General features: G+C 52.8%; 20 protein-coding genes. 10 read left to right on the forward strand and 10 right to left on the reverse strand.

From position 1 onward, the window contains the following. Positions 1-119: 119 nt before the first annotated feature. Positions 120-1,061 carry a VirK/YbjX family protein gene (locus tag A6U95_RS17225; protein WP_065685339.1) on the forward strand — a complete coding sequence of 314 codons (942 nt, stop codon included), beginning with the start codon at positions 120-122 and terminating at the stop codon, positions 1,059-1,061. Here the strand turns inward: A6U95_RS17225 and A6U95_RS17230 are convergent. Further along, positions 1,058-2,716: an ATP-dependent endonuclease gene (locus tag A6U95_RS17230; protein ID WP_065685340.1), complete on the reverse strand. Its 1,659-nt coding sequence runs from the start codon at positions 2,714-2,716 to the stop codon at positions 1,058-1,060. The genes A6U95_RS17225 and A6U95_RS17230 overlap by 4 nt on opposite strands. Before the next feature lie 179 nt (positions 2,717-2,895). Here A6U95_RS17230 and A6U95_RS17235 point away from each other — a divergent pair, with 179 nt between their 5' ends. From A6U95_RS17235 to A6U95_RS17260, 6 genes are all read left to right on the forward strand, one after another. After that, positions 2,896-3,792 (forward strand): lysine exporter LysO family protein, encoded by an 897-nt coding sequence (locus A6U95_RS17235; protein ID WP_059200376.1) that lies wholly within the window; start codon positions 2,896-2,898, stop codon positions 3,790-3,792. A 180-nt stretch (positions 3,793-3,972) separates the two neighbouring features. Further along, complete coding sequence (hcp, locus tag A6U95_RS17240) at positions 3,973-5,622, forward strand: hydroxylamine reductase (protein WP_065685341.1); 1,650 nt, start codon at positions 3,973-3,975, stop codon at positions 5,620-5,622. A 55-nt stretch (positions 5,623-5,677) separates the two neighbouring features. After that, the gene (hcr, locus tag A6U95_RS17245) at positions 5,678-6,682 is read left to right on the forward strand and encodes an NADH oxidoreductase (protein ID WP_065685342.1); all 1,005 of its coding nucleotides are present in this window, start codon (positions 5,678-5,680) and stop codon (positions 6,680-6,682) included. A 124-nt stretch (positions 6,683-6,806) separates the two neighbouring features. Further along, a complete protein-coding gene (gene poxB, locus A6U95_RS17250) occupies positions 6,807-8,528 on the forward strand; it encodes a ubiquinone-dependent pyruvate dehydrogenase (protein WP_065685343.1) in 1,722 nt (573 codons plus the stop codon). Positions 8,529-8,636: 108 nt separating this feature from the next. After that, a complete protein-coding gene (ltaE, locus tag A6U95_RS17255; protein ID WP_065685344.1) occupies positions 8,637-9,653 on the forward strand; it encodes a low-specificity L-threonine aldolase in 1,017 nt (338 codons plus the stop codon). 92 nt (positions 9,654-9,745) lie between these two features. Next, a complete protein-coding gene (locus tag A6U95_RS17260; protein ID WP_139102390.1) occupies positions 9,746-10,738 on the forward strand; it encodes an MBL fold metallo-hydrolase in 993 nt (330 codons plus the stop codon). 62 nt (positions 10,739-10,800) lie between these two features. Here A6U95_RS17260 and A6U95_RS17265 read toward each other — a convergent pair whose 3' ends face one another. Then, a complete protein-coding gene (locus tag A6U95_RS17265; protein ID WP_065685346.1) occupies positions 10,801-11,148 on the reverse strand; it encodes a DUF1294 domain-containing protein in 348 nt (115 codons plus the stop codon). Between the two features lie 194 nt (positions 11,149-11,342). Between A6U95_RS17265 and A6U95_RS17270 the strand changes: the two genes are divergently transcribed. Then, positions 11,343-12,785 (forward strand): DUF2867 domain-containing protein, encoded by a 1,443-nt coding sequence (locus tag A6U95_RS17270; RefSeq protein ID WP_065685347.1) that lies wholly within the window; start codon positions 11,343-11,345, stop codon positions 12,783-12,785. 151 nt (positions 12,786-12,936) lie between these two features. Continuing rightward, on the forward strand, positions 12,937-13,947 hold the full coding sequence (locus tag A6U95_RS17275; protein WP_065685348.1) for an NAD(P)-dependent oxidoreductase: 1,011 nt from the start codon (positions 12,937-12,939) through the stop codon (positions 13,945-13,947). A 303-nt stretch (positions 13,948-14,250) separates the two neighbouring features. On the opposite strand, the gene A6U95_RS17280 is transcribed toward A6U95_RS17275, so the two are convergent. From A6U95_RS17280 to tssI, 8 genes are all read right to left on the reverse strand, one after another. Beyond that, positions 14,251-15,087 carry an N-acetylmuramoyl-L-alanine amidase gene (locus A6U95_RS17280; protein ID WP_065685349.1) on the reverse strand — a complete coding sequence of 279 codons (837 nt, stop codon included), beginning with the start codon at positions 15,085-15,087 and terminating at the stop codon, positions 14,251-14,253. Between the two features lie 32 nt (positions 15,088-15,119). Then, entirely contained in the window at positions 15,120-15,392 is a 273-nt protein-coding gene (locus tag A6U95_RS17285) for a hypothetical protein (protein ID WP_065685350.1), read from the reverse strand. Positions 15,393-15,539: 147 nt separating this feature from the next. Then, entirely contained in the window at positions 15,540-15,863 is a 324-nt protein-coding gene (locus tag A6U95_RS17290) for a heavy metal-binding domain-containing protein (RefSeq protein WP_024486192.1), read from the reverse strand. Positions 15,864-16,073: 210 nt separating this feature from the next. After that, positions 16,074-16,340 (reverse strand): type VI secretion system PAAR protein, encoded by a 267-nt coding sequence (locus A6U95_RS17295; RefSeq protein WP_065685351.1) that lies wholly within the window; start codon positions 16,338-16,340, stop codon positions 16,074-16,076. Positions 16,341-16,417: 77 nt separating this feature from the next. Beyond that, the gene (locus A6U95_RS17300; protein ID WP_139102391.1) at positions 16,418-17,365 is read right to left on the reverse strand and encodes an IdsF; all 948 of its coding nucleotides are present in this window, start codon (positions 17,363-17,365) and stop codon (positions 16,418-16,420) included. Further along, entirely contained in the window at positions 17,316-18,929 is a 1,614-nt protein-coding gene (locus tag A6U95_RS17305) for a hypothetical protein (RefSeq protein ID WP_065685353.1), read from the reverse strand. The genes A6U95_RS17300 and A6U95_RS17305 overlap by 50 nt, the downstream gene beginning before the upstream one ends. A gap of 15 nt (positions 18,930-18,944) precedes the next feature. Further along, positions 18,945-19,757: a DUF4123 domain-containing protein gene (locus A6U95_RS17310; RefSeq protein ID WP_065685354.1), complete on the reverse strand. Its 813-nt coding sequence runs from the start codon at positions 19,755-19,757 to the stop codon at positions 18,945-18,947. Continuing rightward, positions 19,754-21,730 (reverse strand): type VI secretion system tip protein VgrG, encoded by a 1,977-nt coding sequence (gene tssI, locus A6U95_RS17315; protein WP_065685355.1) that lies wholly within the window; start codon positions 21,728-21,730, stop codon positions 19,754-19,756. Before tssI ends, A6U95_RS17310 begins: the two co-directional genes overlap by 4 nt. Before the next feature lie 563 nt (positions 21,731-22,293). Between tssI and A6U95_RS17320 the strand changes: the two genes are divergently transcribed. Beyond that, positions 22,294-22,842, forward strand: a complete 549-nt coding sequence (locus A6U95_RS17320) for a lipoprotein (protein ID WP_065685356.1) — start codon at positions 22,294-22,296, stop codon at positions 22,840-22,842. Positions 22,843-22,958: the final 116 nt, after the last annotated feature.

The following is a 22,958-nucleotide window of genomic DNA, read 5'->3' on the forward strand; positions in this document are numbered from 1 at the left end:
CGATAACTAAACCCAGGCTCAACGTATTTCGAGCAATGCAATTTTGCCATGCCGTATTGAACTCCTGTTTAGTGAAGCCTTGATGAAATAGTCATTTAGACACAAACCAGGATTTCATCATGTCTCAGCTCAGCTATCCACTCATATCGGCCGAACCGGCCAGCCAACTGATGACGGCACTGATCAACGGCGAGAAAGTGCCCAGCAATGCCTGGAAAAAAACGTCATTCCGCCTTAAGTTTCTTGGCCGTTCGCTACTCTGCTGGCCCACGACTCGTAGCCTGCTCAATACGCTGGCCGCCAACCCGCTGCTGGATGAGATTTTAAGCGCGCAGCCCAATCTGCCCTGCAAGCTGCATCGCCCCTATCTGGCGAATAACATGAGCCGCATCGACCGTCTGTTTGCCCTGCGCGATCACTACGATCTGCTCGCCCAACGCATGCCGCTGAAGATGCACCTCGGCCAACTGGGGAGCCATCCCTTTACCTTGAGCCGCGCACAGGACAAAAATGGTGAGCACATCTGCCTGCAACTGGCCTCTCTGGACCATTTGAATAAAGAGGGTGAAACGACCCTACTGTTGCGTAATAGCCAAGGGATCATGCTGGCTGAAATGACCTTCACCTTGATGATTTACCAGCAACAACCCACGTTATTTATCGGAGGTATGCAAGGCGCCAATTCCACGGTGCCGCACGCTGAGATCCAGAATACGACCAAAGCCTGCCACGGCCTGTTTCCAAAACGCCTGGTGTTGGAAGGCATTTGCCACCTGGCCCAACAGTTGGGTATCCGGCAGTTGATCGCGGTAGGCAACACCACCCATATTTACCAAAACTGGCGCTACCACCACAAAAAGAAAAGTCAGCTGCATGCTGATTACGATCAGTTCTGGCTTTCCATGGGCGGCAAGCAACTCGATAACGGCTATTTCCTGTTACCCGAGCACATTGGCCGCAAGCCGATGGAAACCATCGCCAGCAAAAAACGCGCGGAATATCGCCGCCGTTACCAGTTACTGGATGAGCTCCAACAGGGGATTAGCAAACACTTTTCTTAATCCGCCCGGCCCCGCGCCAGCCATATCACGCGGGAGAACATTTTCTTCAACAACGGTGGCACCGAGTCGGTGCCCCACGCCCCGGCCTGCATGGCCACCTCAATCGCCAGATCGGGTTTTGAAGTGTGATGCACCGCTTTGATGATCACCTTACGCACCGGCATCTGTACCTTTAGCGGTACCGAAGCCACCCGGTGATAGACCGAGCTGAATCCCTCCCGATACATGAAATGCTCCATATCCGGCGCAGGTAGCACGGTCAAACGATCGCGCTCGTTATCTTCGTGATTATCCAGCATGCTGCGTACGGCATTGGCATATTTCTTCCCCGCTTCGTCACCATCTACCAGGGCGTGCCATTGAATGCCCATGCGCCGGGCAAACTTCAGCAAGGGTTTCAGCCCACATTGGGCAAACTCGATCACCCTCACGCCTTCGGACTCGAAACGATAGCCACACTGGCGCGCCAGTTCGTTAAGCAGCCAGACCTCGGTTTCCCCCTCCACCAGCAGCCAGCAACGGGCAAACAGCGAGGCGGGCCGGTTAAAGCGGATATGGAACGCAATGCGCCGCCCGTCCTCCGCACTTAGCCCCTTTGGCCCAAGGCAATAGGTGGCAACCCGGGCCGATTCGCGCACCAGGCGGCAAATATGCTCCACTGGCACCAGCGACACCAGTTCGCTGGAGTTGGTGGTGGTAATACGCTGCAACGGCATCTGGTTGAGCAACCCCCAGGCTACCGACAGCATGATGGGATGCAGGCGCGTTTCCGGGTCTTCTACCAGCAATAATGGCCGGGCATGGGGATCGAGTTTTACATTGCCCTTGGCCTGCAGCAGCGTAGAAAACATCCCCAGCAGGATCAGTCGCATGCTGCGGCTGTTAGGCTCGGCAATCATGCGGTTGATGCTGTCCAACGAACGCCACGCCTGTTGTTCCGGCGGCTGACGATGGCGGCGTGGCCCGGCAATCTGCGAACCTTGCTCGGCAAAATAGTGTTCCAGCAACTGCTGCATCGCCGCCAGCCCCTGCCGTAGTTCGGCATTGGTCAGCTTTTGCGGGTTGCGCACCAGTTCACGCGTCAGTTGATCCAACTGATGTGCCAGGGCTTCGTTATCGGCAGGGAGGCGATCGCTGAGTGAACTGGGCCGCAGGCGGCGGATAAAGCGCGCATCACGCAGCCGCAGCACCGGATGAATACGGATCAGGGCATGTACCAGTTGATCGATATGGTGCAGGTGCAAGGCGTTGCCATCGGCATCAAGAAAACGCCGCCAGGTGCATACCGTGTCATCATCGTCTAATTCCCCTTCGCAGCAGTAGTGAATGCGGCTCAGGCTATCTTCCCCCTTCGACCACAGAGGTGAAAGATGGCGATAGCGCGGCAGATGCGCATGGCCGGTATCCTTTTCACAAAAGGTAAAGATAATCTGCAAATGACGATCTTTCGCCGCTTCGTCGCCAGGTGGGAAGTAGAAATCTTTGGCTTCAAAGCGGTACAGCGTCTGTTCGGGGGCCAGCAAAAAGGTCATGGCGTCCAGCAGGCTGGACTTGCCCCAGGCATTTTCCCCCAGTAGCACGGTATTATCATCCAGCGTCAATGAAAGCCGGTTGATACCGCGAAATCCTACAATCTCAACACGCTCCAGGTACATCTGCTGACTCCTTTATTCGCCTGATACCTTGAGGATGAGCAATAAAGCCATTACAGGTCAAGCAGACATTGCCACAGCGTGCTGCAAACCACGTAAATACGCCACTTTACTCCTTAGGCCATTTTGGTTAGCGTGTTAGGTTTGCCGCATTATCCCAACTTAAAGGACGCTAGTTTCACATGTATTCAGGACTGCTGATTATACTGATACCGCTGATCGTCGGTTATCTTGTCCCCTTGCGTAGCGTCACCCTGATCCGGGCCATTAACCGCCTGCTGAGCTGGATGGTGTATGTGATCCTGTTCATTATGGGGATCAGCCTGGCATTCCTGGAAAACCTCAGCAGCAACCTGATGCTGATCTTTCAGTACACCCTGGTATTTTTTCTGTGCATTTTCTGCGCCAATCTCCTGTGGTTATCTTTGTTTGAACGCCGCCGCCCCTGGCACAGTACTCACAAGCAAGAAACGTTGCCCTCGCGCCTGCATATGGCATTGGAGTCCCTGAAGCTCTGTGGAGTGGTGGTGGGTGGTTTTGCCTTGGGCCTCACCCAGTGGCACTGGCTGCAATTTGCTGGCCAAGGCAGTGAATACGCCCTGCTGTTTCTGCTGCTTCTGGTAGGCGCACAGCTACGCAACAGTGGGATGACGCTGCGCCAGATTGCCCTCAATCGCCGTGGCATGATGGTCGCCGTGGTGGTGGCACTCAGTTCGCTGGCGGGTGGTGCAGTGGCAGCGCTGCTGCTGGGGTTGCCGCTGAAAGCCGGTTTGGCGATGGCTTCGGGGTTTGGCTGGTACTCCCTTTCCGGCATCCTGATCACCGACGCCTATGGCCCAGTGATGGGCAGCGCCGCCTTCTTCAACGATCTGGCTCGCGAGCTGGTGGCAATAATGCTGCTCCCTACGCTGGTGCGTCGTAGCCGCTCCTCTGCATTGGGTTTATGTGGTGCCACTTCGATGGATTTCACACTGCCGGTTCTGCAACGCAGCGGCGGGATAGAAATGGTGCCTCCCGCCATCGTGCACGGATTCTTGCTGAGCCTGTTGGCTCCGGTATTAATCGCCCTGTTCTCCTGACGCCCACGGGCGCGGCTCGCCGCGCCTGCTGATCAAAGCGTAATAATTCCCATCCGCACGCCAACTTGTTCTAAATCAAACTTTGTTAAAGTTGTATCACAAAAGCCTTTTTAAGGTTGCGTCATCGATCTATGCTTCAAAACAAGCATTATAAATGCAACTTTAAAAAAGGAAGCGATTATGTTCTGTGTGCAATGTGAACAAACCATCCGGACACCGGCAGGTAACGGCTGCTCTTACGCCCAAGGGATGTGCGGCAAAACGGCAGAAACCTCCGACCTGCAGGATCTGTTGATAGCGGCGCTGCAAGGGCTCTCTGCCTGGGCCTTGCAGGCGCGCGCGTTGGGCATTATCGATCATGATGTCGACAGTTTCTCCCCACGCGCCTTCTTCTCTACGCTGACCAACGTTAACTTCGATTCCGAACGCATTATCGGCTATGCACGTGACACCATTGCCCTGCGTGACTCGCTGGCGGTTCGCTGCCGCCTGCTCGACGCCAGTGTGCGGGTCGATCACCCACTGGCCCAGCTGCAACTGGCTGGCAACGATATGCCTGCGCTGTTGCAACAGGCTGCGCAGTTTGCCCTCAATAAAGATAAAGCCGAGGTAGGCGACGATATCCACGGCCTGCGGATGCTGTGCCTGTATGGCCTGAAAGGGGCCGCCGCCTATATGGAACATGCCCATGTGCTGGGCCAGTTCGACAACCAGATCTATGCTGATTACCACGCCTTTATGGCCTGGCTGGGCACCCAACCGAGCGATTTGGAGACCCTGCTGAACAACTCGATGGCCATCGGTAAAATGAACTTCAGCGTGATGGCTATTCTGGATCGCGGCGAAACCAGCGCCTTTGGCGACCCACAGCCGACCAAGGTCAACGTGCGCCCGGTGGCGGGCAAGGCGATCCTGATCTCCGGACACGACCTGAAAGATCTGCGCTTGCTGCTGGAACAGACCGCAGGCACCGGCATCAACGTGTATACCCACGGCGAAATGTTACCGGCCCATGGCTATCCAGAGCTGAAAAAATTCCCACACCTGGTGGGTAACTACGGTAGCGGCTGGCAAAATCAGCAGACCGAATTTGCCAAATTCCCGGGTTCGATCGTCATGACCTCCAACTGCATTATCGATCCGAACGTCGGCAACTATGGCGATCGCATCTGGACGCGCAGCATCGTTGGCTGGCCTGGTGTCAACCATCTGGAAGGGGATGATTTCAGCACCGTGATCGCTCAAGCCCAGCAGTTGGCTGGCTTCCCTTACAGCGAAATCGAACAACTGATCACCGTCGGTTTTGGCCGCCAGGTACTGCTCAGCGCTGCCGATACCGTGGTTGATCTGGTAGTACAGAAAAAACTGCGCCACGTATTTCTGGTAGGTGGTTGTGACGGCAGCCGTGACGAACGCAGCTACTTCACCGATTTTGCCCGCAGCGTGCCGCAAGATTGCCTGATCATGACGCTGGGGTGCGGTAAATACCGCTTCAACAAGCTGGACTTCGGCACGCTGGAAGGGCTACCGCGCCTGCTGGACGTTGGCCAATGTAACGATGCCTATTCCGCCGTAATGCTGGCAGTCAAACTCGCCGAGAAAGTCGGTGGCACGGTCAACGACCTGCCGCTCAGCCTGGTGCTGTCTTGGTTCGAGCAGAAAGCGATCGTCATTCTGCTGACGCTGCTGTCGCTAGGGGTGAAAAATATCGTCACCGGCCCAAGCGCCCCGGCGTTCCTGACCGACAATCTGTTGGCGGTGCTGAATGAAAAATTCGGCCTGCGTTCGGTCACCACCGTAGAGCAGGATATGCAAACCCTTCTCGGCTAAGGCCGTTGTTCCGGGGCTGCCCATCGCGGCGGCCCCGTTTGTTTTGAGGTGCCCTATGAGCCAACCCAGCCCACTTTGCCCCAACCCGATGCAGGTGCACTCCCTGCAACAGGAAACCGCCGACGTCTGGACGCTGAACCTGATTAATAACGACTTTTATCCTTATCAGCCCGGTCAGTTTGCATTGGTCAGCATTCGCGACAGTGAAGATACGCTGCGCGCCTATACCCTCTCCTCTTCACCCGGCCTGAGTCCTTTTATCAGCATCAGCGTGCGTTGCCTGGCGGATGGCCTCGGCTCACGCTGGCTGACGCAAGAGGTCAAACCTGGCCAAACACTTTGGTTATCAGACGCCCAGGGAGAATTCAGCTGCGTGCAACACCCCAGCGATAGCTACCTGATGCTGGCTGCCGGCTGTGGCGTCACACCGATCATGTCTATGTGCCGCTGGTTGGTGGTGAACAAACCGCAATGCGATATCCGAGTGATCTTTAACGTCCGCACCCCTGCCGATGTCATTTTTGCCGAACAGTGGCAACGGTTATGTTCCGCCCATCCACAATTGCAACTGACCTTGATGGCAGAGCAGGATGCGCAGCGCGGTTTCCTGTCTGGCCGCATCAATGAGCAAGTGTTGCAACAGGCCGCGCCGGATATCGCCTCACGTACCGTGATGACCTGCGGCCCGGCCCCTTACATGCAACAGGTTGAGCAGCTTTGCCTGGGGCTCGGCGTACCCGCTGCCAAATTCCATCAGGAACAGTTCCACACCTCGGCAGAGTTGGATGATGGGAAAAGCGAACAGTTAACATTGCGCATCGGTCAGCCACTGCGTGAATTCCGCGTGCCGGTCGGCAGCACCTTGCTCGCCGCTTTAGAAGCCCATAAGTTACCGGTCAATGCCGCCTGCCGTGCTGGCGTTTGCGGCTCGTGTAAAACCCGTATTATCGATGGCCAATACACCACCACCAGCACCATGACGTTAACCGCTTCGGAAATCGAACAGGGTTACGTGCTGGCCTGTAGTTGCCAGCTACAAAGTGACGTCACCCTCGCCTGAAGCTTTGCCCCATCTTCCCGATGGGGCACATATCGATAAGCGTATCCCCTAATGCCCTTCTACACTTTCTGTTTGCCTCTAACCGGGCGAGTACCCCTCATTTTGGATAATGACTGGAGGAACGATGAAGCAAACAGTAGCCACGCTGATCGCCAAAACGCTGGAACAGGCAGGTGTAAAACGGATCTGGGGCGTTACCGGCGATTCGCTCAACGGCCTGAGTGACAGCCTGCATCGGATGGGAACCATCGCCTGGATGGGCACCCGCCACGAGGAAGTCGCCGCCTTTGCTGCCGGTGCCGAAGCGCAGCTCACCGGCCAATTGGCGGTCTGCGCAGGCTCCTGCGGCCCCGGCAACCTGCACCTGATCAACGGCCTGTTCGATTGCCACCGTAATCACGTCCCGGTGCTGGCTATCGCCGCCCATATTCCTTCCAGCGAGATCGGCAGCGGCTACTTCCAGGAGACGCACCCGCAAGAGCTGTTCCGCGAATGCAGCCATTACTGCGAGCTGGTGTCCAATCCTGAGCAGTTGCCGCGAGTACTCGAGATTGCCATGCGTAAAGCGATCCTCAACCGAGGCGTCTCGGTGATTGTGCTGCCAGGGGATGTCGCACTGCAAATGGCCCCAGAAGATGCCAGCATGGTGTGGCATACGCCTGCGCACCCATTGATGCAGCCACCGATGAGCGAGCTGCAGAAACTGGCAGAAACGCTGAACAGCGCCAAAAACATCACCCTGATGTGCGGCAGCGGCTGCGCCGGATCGCATGACGAAGTCGTCAAACTGGCCGAACTGCTGCAAGCCCCGATTGTGCACGCCCTACGCGGTAAAGAGCATATCGAATGGGATAACCCTTACAGCGTCGGCATGACCGGGCTGATCGGTTTCTCCTCCGGCTACCACGCCATGATGAACGCGGATACCCTGGTGCTGCTAGGCACTCAGTTCCCTTATCGGGCGTTTTATCCTACCCATGCCAATATCATTCAGATCGATATCAACCCCGGCAGCATCGGAGCCCATTGCCCGGTCAATATGGCGCTAATGGGCGATATCAAAACGACGCTCAGCGCCTTGCTGCCACAGCTGCAAGCCAAAAGCGACCGCAAGTTCCTGGATAAGGCGCTGGAGCATTACCGGGAAGCGCGTAAAGATCTCGACGGGTTGGCTACTGCGAACGATGACCAGCCGATCCACCCACAATATCTGGCACAGCAAATCAGCAACTCAGCCACGGATGACGCCATCTTCACCTGCGATGTCGGCACGCCGACGGTGTGGGCAGCTCGGTATTTGAAAATGAACGGCAAACGCCGCCTGCTCGGTTCGTTCAACCATGGCTCAATGGCCAACGCCATGCCACAGGCGATTGGTGCCCAGGCCACCGAACCGGATAAACAGGTGATCGCCATGTGCGGTGACGGTGGCTTCACCATGCTGATGGGGGATTTTCTGTCGCTGGCCCAGTTGAAGCTGCCGGTCAAGGTGGTGGTATTCAATAACAGCGTGCTGGGCTTTGTGGCAATGGAGATGAAGGCCGGTGGCTACCTTACCGATGGCACCGATCTGCACAACCCAGACTTTGCCGCCATCGCCAATGCGGCAGGTATCAAAGGCATTCGGGTAGAAAAGGCCTCCGAGCTGGACGCAGCATTACAGGAAATGCTTGCTCATCCCGGCCCGGCCCTGCTCGACGTGGTCACGGCCAAACAAGAGCTGGCGATGCCGCCGCAGATCAAATTCGAACAGGCTAAAGGGTTCAGCCTGTATATGCTGCGCGCCATCATCAATGGCCGCGGTGATGAGGTCGTCGAACTGGCCAAAACCAACTGGCTACGTTAATCGCTTCTGGGGACAATGAAGTTGGTTGTCCCCTGCATTTTCCGCTTTTGCCCCGCGCTAATCCGGTTATGATGAAAGCTACTTCCTCATCGGCTACCAAGGACCCGTATGCTTATCGATTTACGCAGTGACACCGTTACCCAACCTAGCGCAGAGATGCGCACCGCCATGGCGCAGGCTGACGTCGGCGACGACGTGTATGGCGACGATCCCACCGTCAACGCCCTCCAGGCCGAAGCGGTCAGGCTCTCTGGCAAAGAGGCGGCATTATTCCTGCCTACCGGCACCCAGGCCAACCTGGTAGCCCTGCTGAGCCATTGCCAGCGTGGTGAGGAATATATCGTTGGCCAGCAGGCGCATAACTACAAATATGAAGCCGGTGGTGCCGCCGTGCTGGGCAGCATCCAGCCCCAGCCGATCGAAGCCAATCCCGATGGCACGCTGCCGTTAGATAAAGTCGCCGCCGCCATCAAGCCTGATGATATTCACTTCGCCAAGACTCGTCTGCTGAGCCTGGAAAACACCATCAGCGGCCGCGTGCTGCCGCTGGAATATCTGCAACAGGCCTGGCAGTTCACTCGTGAGCACCAACTGGCTCTGCACATTGACGGCGCGCGCATTTTCAACGCAGCGGTGGCACTTAACGTGCCGCTGAAAACCCTTGCCCAGTATTGCGACACCTTCACCATTTGCCTGTCGAAAGGCCTGGGTGCACCGGTTGGCTCGCTGTTATGCGGTAGCAAAGCGTTTATTCAACGTGCCAACCGCTGGCGCAAAATGACCGGTGGCGGTATGCGCCAGGCTGGTATTCTGGCGGCTGCCGGGCTCTATGCCCTGGAGCACAACGTCGAGCGGTTGAAAGAAGATCATGACAACGCCAAATGGCTCGAACAGCAGTTGCGTGACATTGGCGTGGATATTGCCGAACCGGGCGCACAAACCAACGTGCTGTACCTGCGCCAATCCGCGGAGCTGGCGGCCAAGCTCGGCCCCTGGATGCGTGAACGGGGCGTGTTGATCAGCGCCGGGCCGTTGACCCGTATCCTGACGCATCTCAACGTTAGCCGTCAGGATCTGCAAAAAGTGGTCGATCTGTGGCGGGAATTCTTGCAGCAGCACGCCTAACTTTTTTGCAATAACACCGGGAGGCACCGCTTCCCGGTTCTCGCCAAACTCGCGATCTCAGCCTAGTTCCAATACCTGAAGGGATATCATCTATGAGTCATAAATTTCGCCAGACGCTATTAGCTCTCACCCTCGTTAGCAGTGGAATGATGTTTACCTTACCAGCCAACGCCGCCCCGGCGCCAGCCCAACAGCAAACGCAGGCTCCCGGCTATTACCGCATGATGTTGGGTAACCTGGAGGTGACGGCGCTATACGACGGTTATACCCATCTTGCGACAAAGTTGTTCCATGGAGTCAGCGAGCCGGATATGCAAAAGTTGTTCGCCCGCATGTTTACCGACAGCAAGTCAGGCATACAGACGGCAGTTAACGCGTTTCTGGTGAATACTGGTACGCATCTGGTCTTGGTCGATGCCGGTACCTCGCAGTGTTTTGGGCCGACGTTGGGTGCGATCAAGAACAACCTGCGCGCGGCAGGTTATCAGCCAGAGCAGGTTGATATGATATTGCTGACGCATCTGCACCCCGATCACGCTTGTGGCATCACCGATCAGGGCAAGGCCGCCTTCCCTAACGCTACCGTCTATGCCTCCAAGGCCGATGGGGATTATTGGCTGAGTAAAGAGATGGCGTCCAAAGCCCCGAAGGACGCGCAGCCGATGTTCAAGATGGCCCAAGACGCCGTGGCCCCTTATGCCGAACAGGGCAAGCTGAAATTGTACAGACCTGGGGAGCAGTTACTTCCTGGGCTGGAAGTGATAGCGACACCGGGCCATACGCCTGGGCATGCCTCTTACCTGTTCAGCTCCGGCGGCCAGAAACTGCTGTTGTGGGGGGATATCGTCCACAGCCACTCTTTGCAGTTTGCCAAACCTGAAGTCGCCGTGGACTTTGACACGGACTCCAAACAGGCGATCGCTACCCGGCAGAAAGTGTTTGCCGATGCGGCTGAAAACAAACTGTGGGTTGGCGGAGCGCACTTACCTTTCCCTGGCCTGGGCCACGTGCGCGTCGAAGGTAAAGGCTATGCGTGGGTGCCGGTTGAATATGCTCCAGTGGAAGTCGGCGAGAAGAAACCTTAACGCAGATTGAGGACAACGGGCGGCGCATGCGGCGCCCGTTTAATTGTGCACATTACGATAACTCAAACCACCATCCGGCCATAGAGCCAGTAACCCACAGCCAGTATCAGCAGCAGATTCAGCACTACGCTGAGAATAAAATAGGTTTTGAACGGTTGTTTCTGCGTTTTATGGCGGAACAGTCGTTGCCCGATAATGGCCCCTATCCAACCGCCCAGCACGCCGAACAGCAGCAGGGTGATTTCCGGAACCCGTTGCCAACTTTTACAGGCGGCCAGCTTATCGGCACCGTAGATCAGCAGGGTCAGCAGGTTTACCAGCAGCAACCACGTCCACAGCGGAGCGGGAAAACACAGGCTGCCAGCCAGGGCAATTAGCAGCAGCAAATAACACAGGGAATTGATTTTCATCGGGCATGGGCTCGTTGCTTGATCGCCGCGTAGTGTGAACCGCCCTCCGTGCAGATGCAACTACTGATACCCATACAAAAAGTGCATTTAGCCCGCTAATTTGTCATTCTATGCCCTATGGATTTCAAGCCGCAGCTTGAAAGACGACGGGTAAAGCTACGCTCACATTAACATCAATAAACTAAGGCAGCGCAATGACCTCCCAACGTATTCTGGTTCTTGGAGCCAGCGGTTATATTGGCCAACACCTGATCCCCCGGTTGACCGAACAGGGCCACGAAATCACCGCCGCAGCACGCCGTATAGAATGGTTGGAAGAGCAAAACTGGCCACATGTAAGCTGCCGCTACGTGGATGTCTACCGTCCAGAAACGCTAACGGCGGCGCTATGGCAGATCGATGCCGTTTACTACCTGATCCACGGCATGGGCGATGGCGATGATTTTATCGAAAAGGAACGCCAGGCGGCGGAGAACCTGCGCGATGCCTTGCGAGGATCCAACGTTAAACAGGTTATCTTCCTTGGCGCACTGCAACCAGAGGGCAATAGCTCCCCTCACCTCATCGCCCGTAAACTGACCGGCGAAATCCTGCGCCAAAGCGGCATTCCCGTCACCGAATTGCGCGCCAGTATCGTGGTTGGCCCAGGGTCAGCCGCGTTCGAGATCATGCGTGATATGGTCTATAACCTGCCAATCCTGACGCCGCCGCGTTGGGTGCGCTCAAAATCGTCCCCGGTCGCACTGGATAACCTGCTCACTTACCTGACCGGGCTTCTGCAACACCCGGCGCAGGAAAACCGGATTTTTGACGTGGCCGGGCCGGAGTACATCAGTTACCAAACCATGTTCGAGCGCTTTATCAAGATCAGCGGTAAAAAGCGCTGGCTGATCCCGGTGCCGCTGCCGACACGCTTTATCTCGGTATGGTTTATCAGCATGATCACCTCTGTGCCAACCTCGATTGCCAGCGCGCTTATCCAGGGGCTGAACCATGACTTACCTGCCGATGGCAAACCGCTGCAAGCCTTGATCCCACAGCCACTACAAACCTTTGATGAGGCGGTTAAGGAAACGCTACGCCGCGAAGACGAGGTGGTCGACTCTGCTGACTGGGGTTACGATCCTGAAGCCCGCGCTCGCTGGCGCCCTGGTTATGGCTTCTATCCCAAACATGCGGGCTGTGAGCTGGATACGCAGGCCTCGAGTGAAGCGCTATGGCATGTCGTGCAGCAGTTGGGCGGCAAAGAGGGATACTTCTACGCCAACATCCTGTGGCAAATCCGCGCCCGCATGGACGATATGATCGGCAACGGCGTCGTCTATGGCAGGCCGCAGCGTGACACACTGGAAGTCGGCGATCTCGTCGATGGCTGGAAAGTGATCACCAAGAAGCCATTACGGCAGCTGGCATTGATGTTCGGGATGAAAGCCCCGGGGCTTGGTCGTCTGACCTTCAGCATCAAAGACCTGGGCGATCGTCGCCAGCTCGATGTCCGCGCCTGGTGGCATCCTGCCGGTTTCAGCGGGCTGTTATACTGGTTTGTCATGATGCCTGCCCACCTGTTTATTTTCCGTGGCATGGCCAAACGGATTGCCCAATTGGCCGAGGAGTACGATAACCAGCGCCCTCATTAGTCTAATTGTCGATCAACCGCACAGTTTGCTGTCTCGGTTAGGTCCTTTCTCATTGCATAGCGCACAAAATCACGAAAGAATGGCACCTTATTTGCTGGGGCGCGCTAAAACGCCCTCAGCATCCTGATTTTTGGTGAGAACAGAGTGAGTTATGAAGGTATTGGTCACCGGTGCAACCAGTGGGTTAGGCCGTAACGCCGTTGAATATCTCCGCCGTAAAGGCATAAAAGTACGTGCCACCGGGCGCAATCAGGCCATGGGTTGCCTGCTGGAAAAAATGGGTGCCGAATTCATCCATGCCGATCTCACCAACCTGATTTCTTCACAGGCCAAAGCCATGCTGGCGGATGTGGACGTGCTGTGGCACTGCTCCGGTTTCACTTCCCCATGGGGCACGGAAGAAGCCTTCGAACTGGCCAACGTCCGCGCTACCCGCCGCTTGGGGGAATGGGCTGCGGCCTACGGTGTGGAACGATTCATTCATATTTCGTCGCCAGCGATTTACTTTGATTATCACCATCACCGCAATGTGGATGAAGACTTCCGCCCGGTTAGATATGCCAACGAGTTTGCCCGCAGCAAGGCCGCCGGGGAACAGGTGGTGCAACAGTTGGCGCTGTCCAATCCGCAAACCCATTTCACTATCCTGCGCCCACAGGGGCTATTTGGCCCACACGATAAAATCATGCTGCCGCGCCTGCTGCATATGATCAAACACTACGGTAGCCTTCTGTTACCGCGTGGCGGGGATGCACTGGTCGATATGACCTATCTGGATAATGCGGTACACGCCATGTGGCTGGCCACCGTGAAGGAAGAGACTCCTTCTGGCCGGGCCTACAACATCTCCAATCAGCAAGCCTGCACGCTACGCACCGTACTGCAACAGTTGATCGATGAGTTGGGCATGAAGTGCCGCATCCGCTCGGTGCCCTACCCGATGCTGGATATGATGGCACGTGGCATGGAAAAGCTAGGCAGTAAAAGCGATAAAGAACCCGTGTTGACCCATTACAGCGTCGCCAAGCTCAATTTCGATCTGACGCTGAACACCACTCGCGCACAGCAGGAACTGGGTTATCAACCCGTGGTTTCGCTAGAAGAAGGTATTAGCCGTACTGCTCGCTGGTTAAAAGAGCACGGTAATCTGCACGGGCTATAACTCCCCCTCACCCCAACCCTCTCCCACAGGGAGAGGGAGCTGAAAGTCCCTGCACATTTGGCGGTAAAGTGATAATCTCAGCAAATTTGATCGCCCACTCATCCAAAGTGCAGCACCGAATTTTCAAACCCACTTCGATCGGTCCCCTCTACCATACGGAGAGGGCGCTGATAGTCCCTGCACATTTGGCGGTAAAGAGATAATCTCAGCAAACTTGATCGCCTACTCATCCAAAGTGCACCACCGAATTTTCAAACCCACTTCGATCGGTCCCCTGTGGGAGGGTGAGGGCATTTTTTGGCGTTAGCGCATAGCTCCGTATTTGCTTAGCAACGCCTCAATCATCGCCTCACTTTCTGCATCTGGCTCACCGCGATAATCGCTGGGCCGGAAATGCATCTGAAACGCCGCGACCAGATTGCGCTGCTGCTTAGCATCCCATGAGGGATCAACACCATAGCCGTATCGTGCCAGCTTTTCCAACAGTGACGCCATCGCCACCGGCGCATGCTTATCACGACCGGCCAGATAACGTTCCACCTCCCGCTCATCCGGCCAGGCACCAATGCCTGCCTGCGCCAGCTGTTGCCATGGGAAGAGTGGGCCAGGATCCTGCTTGCGCTGCGGGGCGATGTCACTGTGCCCTACCACGTCCGTCGGTTGCAGCGCGTAACGTTGCACAATATCGCGGCTAAGTTGGATCAGTAACGCAATTTGCTCGGGCGTATAAGGCTGCCAGTCTGTCTCCAGCAAGTTACGGGTAAAGCCCCGGTTGACGATCTCAATGCCGATCGAGGTATCGTTCAAATTGGTACGTCCACGCCAGTTGCTGGCCCCTGCATGCCAGGCTCGCAACGCTTCGGGCACCAGTTGATACGCCACCGGTTTACCGCCCTGCTGTGGCGGATGGGCGGGCAGCAAGTAATGGGCGCTGACGTGTTCGTCGGTCAGCGTTTTCAGCGAAGAGTGAAAGTCTTCTGCAGTGTAGTGCATCACCAGGAAGCGGATACGCTGATCGGCCCCTGGTGCCTGATGCAGCGTTTCCAACTGATAGCTACCGTGATCCACCAGCGTGCTGGTGGATTGCTGTTGGCACCCCGTCAAAACTGCAATGGCAGCGATCCACAACCACTTAACCAAAATACGCTCCTTCCTGCTGTGAAATTCCGTCATCAGGATCTGGCGGAATCTGACGCAGTCTCAGCCGCACGCAATTGCTGCAACAGCTTTTGTCTGCCGTAATAGCTCTTGACCCACGTTGCCAGACAATAAAGCCCAAGCGCGGCCTCAATCGAATGATATATGGGGTCAAACTCACCGGTAAAGAACTTAAGCAGAGCCATTCCAAGCGTGGCAACGCCCCCGATCAACAACCAAGTCATCAACTTGGTCAGTTGGCTAATTTTCTGTTGCAGTTCATTGCTGACCTGTGTGGTATTTTCCATTTAACTTCCTTGTTGTCTCACGGCAATGCCGCTCAGATTACTGACAAAGTGGCGATTTTGCTGAATTGGTCGGGGGTTGCACATATTTGACCGTAGAGCGCCGCATGCTGCGCCCGCTTAACAACGTTATGCGCCTGTCGGTGAATGTCAGCGGCTGACTTTTACCGCGGTACCACTGACGCTGACCATCAGCATGGTGCTGTCTTTACCCACGGTTTGATAATCGATATCGATGCCGACTACCGCGTTAGCCCCCAGTTCTTTGGCCTGCTCCTGCACCTCCTGAAAGGCCAACTGACGCGCCTTGCGCAGCTCTTTCTCATAGGCACCGGAACGGCCACCAACGATATCACGCACGCCAGCAAAGAAATCACGGAAAATATTGGCACCCAGAATCGCCTCACCGGTAACTACACCGCAATATTCGGTGATGGTAAACCCTTCCAGGGTGTGGGTAGTGGACAACTGCATCAAGAACTCCTTATAAAATCAAATCATTGCTGCATTATGACAGCTAATTTAAGCGGATGTTCTGTGGCACTTATCTCTAAGTAAAAACGGACAGATTACGATAGTGGGGTACCATTGCCGTAAACAATTGAAACTGGTGTAATCAGGCAGGCCGAACGATGCTGAACTTTCGGCCCGTGTAACGAAGGCAACCCCTTGGTCATATGAAAACTAGCCAATATTTACCGAACCACCGCCAATTAGTACACCGCCACAGCTGACTGCATCACCCGTTCTCGCTGCGGGTTGCCCATCGATAAAAACGCTGGATGATCCCCCGCTGATATTTCGGTCATGCCCATGAGCAGCCAAAACGTCGCCTTTCCGAGCTAACGGCAGACCATCAACCTTCACCGTTGTGGAGCCAGTGATGACGGGTGTCGGCGGATGACTACCGTGGCCGGTATCTTTATCACCAATTTTAACGGTATTGCCCATAGTTTGGGTTCCCTCTAAACTAGTTTTATGGCTACATTGTAGCAATCCAATGAATTGCCACAATCACTTATTCATGACTATCTGACGATAACAACTTTCCCATCAATGATAGAAAAGTATGGGTTATATGAATAAACTATTCTTTTCTCTTCATTCCTTAGGCGTAAAGGTGAGTTTTGGTTAATTCCTTTTATGAACCTAAACACCCGCCCTCCACAGTAACTTTTTAAAACATAATTATCCCATATTAAAGGAATCGGTGATAATGTTTTATCAAGTATATTTTGAGGCAAGTCATAAGATTCGAATATAGTATCAGAGGAGATCCCTTCAGCCAAACCCATTTCCTTATTAGAAATTTCCGACAGTTTTTTTAAGGCGTCAACATTTCTGCTACTCATGGCATTCCAAATATTTGTGTAAGCAGCCTTGATCTCAGGAATATACCCATCAGTTACAGGCTTTGCACTTACCCATTGCCATGCAGGAATATGGTCAAGAATAACATTTCTGGCAGCGCGATGCATTTTTAGCTCGTCATCACTCGGAAGTTGTTGTTCATCAATAGCTGTTTCAGATGTTCCCCCACGATAGTTTGGTGATGTTGATGCATCTATCTTTCTATCCTTATCAACGGTCAACTGTATTGATGTTACCTGTATACTAGTATCTTTAGTATCCTGTGTAATGACAAGTATACACGAAGAATCGGCATGAAGTGTTTTTTCATCGTTAGGATCCATCGCCCCCATTAATAATTCAATGCTATTCTTACCATTCTCCAAGAAAGCCGTTACATTAAGCCCTGTTGTCATAGTTCCACTAGACGTACCAAAGTTGTCAACAAGAGAGAAACCATTAACTCTCATCATACATGCGCTTTCACGCGTTCTAAATTCTGCCAAATATTTAATCTCACTCATCTGTTCAGCCCTTAAAGAAAAAACACCACAAAAGAAAAATAAAAAACAAAAATTAAAATATATTAATACGATGTTTTGAGTCTTTTTTTTCCAAAGCTTCATGTAATACCCATCCATTTTTAACACCCGTTTTCCGTTGGTAATTTATATCACTTTTACTTGATTGAACCATTACACGACTTGAGTCCTCTTCCGATTTATTGCCTGAATTTGAAACCCCAGCAGTAACACTTGCTTCAACCTCAATTCTAATGCCCTTATGATAAAATATCATTTCAATTCTACCCTGCGGTGTTCGGTCAAATGCAACTATTCCCACAGCAGTTCCGGTACCTTCAACTACAAAAGCACCTTCAAAACAATAAAATTTAACGCCAGCCCTGGCATTAGCCTTTAGTGAAAGGGTCATTTGGACCTCATTCGTCCCTTCTACACTCCAATCCCACTTTTTATTCACATTGCTTTCAAATGCTACTGTTAACGCAGCCTCTACGCAGGCAATCAGATTAAACTCCAGCCCTGCGTAAGCCCCATTACTGCCTGAATTAACAGCATTTTCACGAGCTATAAGTTGTTGTCTGATAACATCAGTAACAGCCGCCACACCATACCAAGCAGCAAAAGCCTGCAACAAATCCAGCTTAATCTCAAGCCCGACTAAAGGAGCGAGGGCTAAAGAAATTTTACCTTTCATATAGACCTGATGGCTTTTTTCATCCTCAACCAATGTCCCTCCACCATTAATTTTTAGCTTTGGGAATTTAATTTCTGCATCAAGTATCTTATACTTAGTTCCAGAGCCTTCCCCCGTCGATAAAGCCTTTCCCACTACATCCATGGCTTTCATTGTATCTTGTAATATTGATAGTTCTTTTGCTCTTTTAGTAAAATTCGCCTTTAAGTTTTGACTAAAACTGTGTTCTGGTTCTTGGCCTAACTGATATGAAAGTGTTCCAACAGCTTCTAAAGTATCGGTAATCGAGTACTTAGATAGTGTAGTCCACCCTCGGGCATCTCTTTGTGATAGTCCGGCGTCACTATTTTGCCTGCGCCGCTCCGCCTTTAGCTCTCGCTCACTGTGCTCTATCACTTTTTCGCTTGCCGCTATAGTGAGATCGACCTCCCATTTATAATTAGGATAGACACTAATAATCGTCCAAAGCCGATCGCTCGGAGCAATATTGTACAACTGTTTAAATCCATCGGTAAAATTAAGTTTTTTATCAACAAAAGGCGCCCCCTGACATTGCCCAACTCGTAGAATATACTGACCTTTAGGTAACCAATCTACCGCACTTTGATCTAGTACATAACGACTAATAAATTCAACAGCATCAATCCCCGAAAGATTATGCACTTTATCGGTGTCATAGTTAACTTCATAATTCGTACCTCCCCGAGTGAAGGTTTTCAACGTTCTCTCTTTCTCAGGAGAGTATATTAATCCTTTAGGGCATTCGGGGTTATGAGAAACACAGCTTTTCCCTGTTAGAGATAACTGTAATGGCAAAGGTTCCTTGGTTTTATTGATTACCGATACCATTGAGAGGAAATCACCCTGCTTGTATTCATACACCCGCTTATCGATTGTCAATGTCAATGAGTGAATACACGTATCCGGATTTTTACAATTACATTTTGGTGAGCCTGCTGGCAAACTGGTCATACAATATCCTTATTATTATAGGGGAACGTCACCCAATTCCTGGATCAGCAGCGTTTCGGCTTTATATCCGCCTTCTTCGCCTGCGGCGCAGAGAACATATCTGAAATTGCTGGGAATAGTTTCCAACGCCAGACAGCCCCGCTGGTAGAACAAAGAAAACAACCCACGGATACTCCGATCGTCCACAATCCCTTGCTGTTTCAGCCAGCGGAAGGTTTCCGCTATCGTTGCGGCTTCTATTTTCCTATCGTGCCCACTCCAGGCTTCGATCTTCTCAACCAACCCGTCGATATACCTTTTCTCAAACACCAAACTCAACTCATCTAGCTGTTCACGGGATATCCGCATCATTTTACGACGGGAGCTACTCCCTGATGGAAACTGTTCCCTCAGGGCGGTAAAACGCTCATCACGCAGCTCTCCTTTCCAGTGAGTTGCTATCGCATCTACCGGCCCCAGAAATGTATGTTGCTCCCAAGGAGAAAGTACCTTCAGTAACGCCCAGATATTGCGCGGATCGTAAAAACGGAAAAATACCGGTTTTTCCTCATCCGGAATTTGTACATGGAGATATTTACGCAAATGTTGACGCAACGCTTTCATCTCGGCTTTGCTTTCCAGCCAGATCCCCCAGGGGGTGGACCGATGCATCAACCACTGACGGCTACCTTCATTTATTTGCACCAGGTAAGGGGCTAAACGCCCAATATCTTCTGCAATGGGCTCCGCATACAAACTGGCATTAGGCGGGTCATAGAGCTCCAGCATGGTAAATAATTCTGGTTCTGCTGCGGCATCAACAATCGCCCAGTTCATTGCCTCGTTCATCCTTGTTTATCCTCCTGCGGGCAATGCGCAACAAATAACGTCCCCTGAGCGGCTGCTGCTTTTAAAATTGCCGGGTCCGCCGGTATCGCCAACTCCCCGGGGCTAGCACCGGAGTTGAGATTAATGGATGGCCCTTTAATATCAACTCCCCCAGCATGCACTACTACCAAACTGCCGCCAACCCGCAGTGTCAGTTTGCTACTGCTCTGCAACGTCAGATCGCCATTGCTGTCTACGCTGAATACACCACTGATTTTCTGCGCCAGATCGCCCTTTACTTGTACACCTAGATCGCCTTCCGTCATCGCCAGGCTGTTGCCGGTGATTTTCTGATGCTGATTACCTTCTACCGTAACTTTACGATCGTTGGCAACGGCCAGTTCTTCATCATGCCCGATGCTACTGCTTCGGTTGTATTCCACCCGCTCATCTTTAGAATTGAGCACCCGTACAGCCATATTCTTCTGTGCATGGATGAAAACTTCTTCTTTATCTTTCTCATCCTCAAAACGCAGTTCGTTAAAACCCTCACCCTTATGAGTTTGTGAACGGATCGACATCTGGGTCTTGGTTGCCGGTAAATTACCCGGAGGCAGATTGTTAGCGTGATAGGTGCGCCCGATAATCACAGGTTGGTCCGGATCGCCGTTCAGAAACTCGACTATCACCTCATGGCCGATACGAGGAATGGCTGACATTCCCCACCTAGGCCCCGCCCAAGGATGTGATACCCGAACCCAACAAGAGCTTGTGTCATCGGTTCTTCCTGAAAGATCCCAGAGAAAACGAACCTTGACCCGACCATAAGGATCGCAAAAAATCTCCTCACTCTCGGGCCCAGTGACAACCGCGATCTGCGCGCCATCAATGCGCGGTTTCGGCAGTGAAAGTGGACGCCAGGTCTGATTATTGGGGATAAACGCAAACTGGCTCGTCACGGTTGTGCCCTGTCCCCCAGATGGTGTTTCCAATGCTTGAGGTTGTTGCCCAATATGGGTAGCCTGGGTGATTTGCCAACGTGTATTCAGGGTGTCTAACGGATGGTTTTCCAAGGTAAAACGCACTCCGGGCTGAAGTGCAGTGCAATTACTCGCCCCCTCCCCCTGATGCGCATCGTTTCGCAGCGCATGTAATCGCCAACGTGCAAAGGACTCCCCTGGGTCTGCCTTATAGCGACCAGGATAGTCATAATGAAAATATCGGCCTGGCTGATGCTCATCATCTCGAGCCCGATCACGATATTCTGCCGACCAAAGGGGATTTTTAAAGGTGTAGTCTTTTAACAATACATCAGAAGGTCGCAGACTCTCCCGGCGCTTAAACGTGGTAACACAGAGCTCATCGAATGAGCTTTGTTGTTGATTCGGGTAATAGGGTAATATCGGCCCATCATTCAGCGCGGCACAATCATCGGAAAAGACTAGCGTGTGCGCACCATCGTTATGCTCAAAGAAATAGTAAATGCCTTCTTCAGCAGCCAGGCGATTGATAAATTCCAGATCGCTTTCATTATATTGGACGCAAAACTCCCGCACGGCATGAGGGAAGCGCAAAGCATGGGCATAGTCGTTAATTCTATTTTTCTTTAACAAGGTTTCCAGAATTTGCAGAAAATCTTGTTGCTGGAAGATACGTGAATATCGCCCTAAACCAGCTCGCCAGAGTGCGGGACGAATGCTGAGCCGGTAACGTGTTTGATGCAGCCCCGCATCCCCTTGTTCAATAGAGGTGACAATCCCATTGACTATGCGCTGTACTTCGGTGTCACGCCAAATAGTCAGGGTAGCGACATTATCCAGAACTGAGCGAAACTCCACACTGGGTTTGGCACTGGCGGCGTCAAGTTCGAGAGTAAAAAGGCTGGAGAATTGCTCATGTAGAGTAAATCCCGATACGACGAATGTTTCAGCTGGCAGATCACCGATATTCAGGGTAAACCGCAGACCTGTTGCATCCTTGCTTGTACTCAACATATGATTTCCCTTTATAGAAAACGCGACAGCATCAAACGCGAAATGGCCTGGCATTTCCCACAGGCAGAAGATAATACTCTAACCAAAACATAAGGATAACGAGGAGAAAACAACAGGTCAATGACTCACCTCCTCCCTATTACGTACGAGAAAAGCTGTATATATTATAATTTTCGCTAAACTGTATTTTTACACTAATAGGAAGGAGGAAAAACGAATTTTATTCTGGTTTTACGACGTAGCAAAATTCCACTTTCTTTAAATAACAGCACGTTAATTTATGATCATTAAAAAATATCTATTGTGCGACGCCGATCTCCGCATTTTGCACATTTTTCAACCAACTTAACATTGCTGTCTCTACTCACCCGCAGTTGACAACTGCATCAAGAACTCCCCATAAAATCAATCCATTGCGATGCTATGAAAAACCATTTAAGCGGATGTTCTGTGGCACAATGGCACACAGCACCAATGCAAGGACCAAAAACGCCTTTATACTGTAGGCTAGTCCCGTGGTTTTCGGTCTTCATGGTTGAGAGACTTTTACATAAGGTTATGAGATGAAAACAAAAACGCTTGCTGTTGTTTTACCCTTGGCCCTGTTCTTAAGCGCCTGTACCACCGTCGAGCCGGCCTTTAAGGATGTTGGCGTCCGTACTGGCGCCTGCGTAGAGGGTGGCCCGGATACGGTGGCCCAGAAATTCTATGACCTGCGCATTCAGCAAGGCCCAAGCACCGCACTGCCGGACAGCAGCCGCCTGGCACAGTTGCAACCTTACCTGAGCCAGGTGCTGTATCAGGATCTGGTCAGTGCCAGCCAGCACCCTGGCAAACACACCATCACCGGCGATCTGTTCTCTGGCAATTCCCAGGGGCCAACCAGCGCAACGGTTGCCAGCGCTTCCACCATTCCTAACACCGATGCCAAAAACATCCCGCTGCGTGTACAGCTGACTCACCAAAAAGAAGGTGCCAGTGCAATCAGCTGGCAGGACGAAGTGCTGATGGTCCGTGAAGGTACCTGCTGGGTGGTTGACGACATCCGCTTCCTCAACATCCCGCCGCATGCCGCCAGCGGTACGCTGCGTCAGGTCCTTGAGAACCAGTAACACCAAAATGGCAACCGGGTGTATCACCTTCCCGGTTGCCAATTATCCCCCACCAGAAATGCTCAAAACTCCATCACCTTGAAAAAAATAGCTAGCTATCTCACAGTGTGCGCGAC

This window comes from Serratia sp. 14-2641 (genome assembly GCF_001692375.1).
GTDB classification, from domain to species: Bacteria; Pseudomonadota; Gammaproteobacteria; order Enterobacterales; family Enterobacteriaceae; genus Chania; species Chania fonticola_C.